This window comes from Kitasatospora sp. NPDC056651 (assembly GCF_042792155.1).
GTDB lineage: Bacteria > Actinomycetota > Actinomycetes > Streptomycetales > Streptomycetaceae > Kitasatospora.
The window spans coordinates 1-3,138 of sequence record NZ_JBHTWX010000219.1; the positions used below are offsets into that span (position 1 = coordinate 1).

Below are 3,138 nucleotides of genomic sequence, written 5' to 3' on the forward strand. Positions count from 1 at the left end.
CGCGTTCACCGCCCACGAGAACGTCGGCCAGGCGCTCGCGGTGGTCCGCGAGGACCAGCCCGGCGACAAGCGGCTGGTGGTGTACGCCACCGGCAAGGCCACGGCCGGCGAACTGCGTGCCTTCGTCGCGGACCGGCTGGCCGGCTACATGCTCCCCGCCGCCGTGGTCGTCCTGGACGGTCTCCCGGTGACCGCCAACGGCAAGGTCGACCGCAAGGCCCTGCCCGCGCCCGAGTACGCCGGGGCGGTCGAGGGCCGGGCCCCGCGCACCGAGCGGGAGCGAACCCTGTGCACCCTGTTCGCCGAGGTGCTGGGCGTGTCGGCGGTCAGCATCGACGACCGGTTCTTCGACCTCGGCGGGCACTCCCTGCTCGCCACCCGGCTGGTCAGCCGCATCCGCGCCGCCCTCGGCGCCGAGCTGCCGATCCGTACCCTCTTCGAGCACCCGACGGTCGCCGCCCTCGCCGCGGTGCTGCCCGGCGGCGAGCAGGCGCCCCCGCCGAGGAAGGCCCGCCCGGCCCTGCGGCCGATGCGCCGCCCGGGCGGCGGCCAGGACTGACCGGCGGCGGAACGCGGGCCGTCCGACGGAGGACGGCCCGCCCCGGCCCCGGCCCCGCCCCGGCCCGGCCCACCACCACAGCACCCGTCACCGCAGCAGCCACCACCACAGCAGCAGCACGTCGCCAGTCGGAGGCAGACCTTGATCCCGTTGTCGTTCGCCCAGCAGCGGCTCTGGTTCATCGAGCAGTTCGAGGGCCCGAGCGCCCTCTACAACACTCCGTTCGCCCTCCGGCTGACCGGCGAGCTCGACCCCGCCGCCCTCGACGGCGCGCTGGGGGACGTGGTGGACCGGCACGAGGTGCTGCGCACCGTCTTCCCCACCACCGACGGCCGGCCCCACCAGCACATCCTCACCGAGGGGCGCCCGGAGCTGCGCCGCGTCCCGGTGGCCGGCGAGGCCGAGCTGCGCGAGCGGCTGCGCGTGGACGCCGGACAGGTCTTCGACCTGGCCTCCGACCGCCCGCTCCGGGCCTGGCTGTACGCCCTTCCCGGACCGGGCGAGCACGTCCTGCTGCTGCTGACGCACCACATCGCCGGCGACGGCTGGTCCGTCGCCCCGCTCTTCCGCGACCTCGCCGAGGCCTACCGGGCCCGGCTGGCCGGCACCGGGCCACGCTGGGAGCCGCTGCCGGTGCAGTACGCCGACTACACCCTCTGGCAGCGCGAGCTGCTCGGCGAGGAGGACGACCCGGAAAGCCTCATATCCGAGCAACTCACCTACTGGAAGAAGGAGTTGTCCGGCCTCCCGGAGGAGCTGGAGCTGCCCTGCGACCGCCCCCGGCCGGCCGTGCCGAGCCGGCGCGGCGGCGCCGTCGAGTTCGAGCTGGACGCCGGACTGCACGGCGCGCTCACCGAGCTGGCCGCCGAACGGAACGCCAGCCTGTTCATGGCCCTGCAAGCCGCCGTCGCCACCCTCTACACCCGCCTCGGCGCCGGAACCGACCTGCCACTCGGCACCCCCGTCGCCGGCCGCACCGACGAAGCCCTCGACGACCTGGTCGGCTTCTTCGTCAACACCCTCGTCCTGCGCACCGACACCAGCGGCGACCCGAGCTTCCACCAGCTCCTCGACCGAGTCCGCCGCACCGACCTCGACGCCTACGACCACCAGGACATCCCCTTCGAACGCCTGGTCGAGCACCTCAACCCCACCCGCACCCCCGCCCGCCACCCCCTCTTCCAGACCGTCGTCACCCTGAACGCCCAGCGGCCCGGCGACCTCCGGTTCGACGCCGCCACCGCCGACCCGGTCGAAGTCGGCGAGCCCCAGGCCCAGTTCGACCTCAACTTCAACTTCGTCGAGCGCCTCACCGCCGACGGCGGCTGCCTGGGCGTACGCGCCGCCGTCGACTACGCGGCCGACCTCTTCGACCACGCCACCGCCGTCTCCCTCGCCGAACGGCTGCTGCGCGTCCTGCGCGCCGCCGTGGCCGACCCGGCGGCACCGATCGGCGACATCGACATCCTCGACCCGGCCGAGCGCGAGCAACTGCTCACCGGCTGGAACGGGCCGACGGCGGACGTCACCGAACTGAGCCTGCCCCGGCTGTTCGAGGCCCAGGCCGCCGCCACCCCCGGGGCCCCCGCCGTGGTCTCCGACTCCGAGCGGCTGGACTACGCCGAGCTCAACGACCGCGCCAACCGGCTCGCCGCCCTGCTGCTGGCACGCGGCCTGACCACCGAGCAGCCGGTCGCGGTGTTGATGGAGCGCTCCGCCGCCCTGCTCACCGCCGTCCTCGCGATCGCCAAGGCGGGCGGCACCTACGTCCCACTGGACGACCGCTACCCGCTGGAGCGGCTCCGGCACATCCTCGCCGACACCCGCACCGGCCTGCTGCTGACCGACCCGGCCCACCGGGACCACCCGGTGCTCGCCGTCGGGAACCGGACCTCCGAGGACTTCGCCACCGTCGAGGTCACCGGGGCGCTGCTCGCCGGGGCCCCCGCGGCGGGCGACCCGTCGGTACCGGTGCTGCCCGGCCAGCTGGTCTACGTGATGTACACCTCCGGCTCGACCGGGGTGCCCAAGGGCGTCGCCGTCACCCACCGCAACGTGGTCGACCTGCTGGGCAACCCGCAGTTCCGGGCCGGCCACCACGAGCGGGTGCTGCTGCACTCGCCGACCGCCTTCGACGCCTCCACCACCGAGATCTGGGCGCCACTGGTCACCGGCGGGGCGATCGTCCTGGCCGAGCCGGGCGAGCTGGACGTCCGACGCCTCGCCCGGACCATCACCGACCACCGGGTGACGCTCGTCCAGGCGCCGTCCGGGCTGCTGCGGCTGATGGCCGACGAGGACCCGGACGTCTTCCGGCACGTGCGGCAGGTGTGGACCGGCGGCGACGTCGTCCCGCCGGAGTCCGTGCGCCGGGTGCTCCGGGCCTGCCCGGACACCTCGGTGGTCGCGGTGTACGCGCCCACCGAGACCACCGCCATCAAGACCACCTTCACGATGAGCGCGGCCGAGCCCGTCCCGGCCGTAGTGCCGATCGGGCGCCCGCTGGCCAACACCCGGCTGTACGTGCTGGACGCCGGGCTGCGCCCGGTGCCGGCCGGGGTCGCGGGCGAGCTGTACAT

1 protein-coding gene and 1 pseudogene are annotated in these 3,138 nt (G+C 74.7%); both read left to right on the plus strand.

Annotated features, from left to right (window positions below; genetic code table 11):
• Window positions 1–1,996 (plus strand): annotated as a pseudogene (locus ACFRAR_RS38430) (condensation domain-containing protein); the annotation flags it as partial.
• A 153-nt stretch (window positions 1,997–2,149) separates the two neighbouring features.
• Window positions 2,150–3,138 (plus strand): AMP-binding protein (locus tag ACFRAR_RS38435; protein ID WP_380705047.1); only part of this gene is annotated, 989 nt, incomplete at its 3' end.